Source organism: Shewanella sp. GutCb, from assembly GCF_002836135.1.
In the GTDB taxonomy this organism is placed as follows: domain Bacteria; phylum Pseudomonadota; class Gammaproteobacteria; order Enterobacterales; family Shewanellaceae; genus Shewanella.
Map to the genome: position 1 here is coordinate 1 of NZ_PJBL01000063.1, position 888 is coordinate 888.

Consider the following 888-nt stretch of genomic DNA (forward strand, 5'->3'; position numbering starts at 1 on the left):
GGGTAATGAAGATAACGGGCTTAACTCGGTCAGTAATATGCAGGCTGGGAGCGGTGCAGCCTGGTTCCTGCTGGATGTTAACCGTCCGATCAAGCCGCTGATGTTTCAGCGTCGCCGTGATTACTCCATTAAGGCGATGACTAAAGATGACGATGAAAGCGTGTTTATGCGTGACGAATATCGCTATGGCGTTGATGCCCGTGTCAATGCGGGGTTCGGGTTGTGGCAGTTAGCGTTCGGCTCAAAAGCGACCTTGAATGAGGCTAACTTTAAAGCTGCCAGAACAGCAATGAAGAGCCTTAAGAGCGATGAAGGTCGTCCGCTCAACGTGATGCCTAAATTGCTGGTGGTTGGCCCAAGCCATGAGTCAGCCGCCGAAGAAATATTCAAAATGCGCGAGCTAGTCGGTGGTGGAACCAACCCACTATACAACGCCGTCGACATTCTAGTGGTGCCTTGGTTGGCATAGCAAGTCAACACGAGAGCGGCTGTTCCAGCCTGCTAGAGCGCTCGCAGGCTCGCTTCTAGAATCTAAGCGTTCCTTTTTTTAACTGGAGAATTCATGAAATGGTTAAATCTAATCCTACAGAGGCTAACAAGCTGCGCCTTATTGTCATCACCTGTCTTGCGCATCACGGCTATAGGCGCGCCGGTACCGGCTTTTGCAAAGGTGAAAACAAGTTCAACGCCGATGACTTTAGTGAGTCACAGCTTGCGCAGCTTGGCGATGATCCTCGGCTTAAAATCAAATTTGTGGACGCAGAATTACTACAAGTTAGCACCTTACTTAATGCTAATTCGGCTGAAGTTCTGGATCCGAAAACGAGCGAAACACTGCTGGATGAAGGGGCCTTGGTCGGTGACGGCCTGGTTGTAACGTTTAATGCG

Annotated in this window: 2 protein-coding genes; both read left to right on the plus strand. The window is 50.1% G+C overall.

Annotated features, from left to right (window positions below; all coding sequences use genetic code 11):
- Positions 1-469 (plus strand): Mu-like prophage major head subunit gpT family protein (locus tag CXF86_RS19965; protein ID WP_180961117.1); only part of this gene is annotated, 469 nt, incomplete at its 5' end.
- A gap of 98 nt (positions 470-567) precedes the next feature.
- On the plus strand, positions 568-888 hold a 321-nt coding region (locus CXF86_RS19970), incomplete at its 3' end, for an HI1506-related protein (protein ID WP_257985425.1).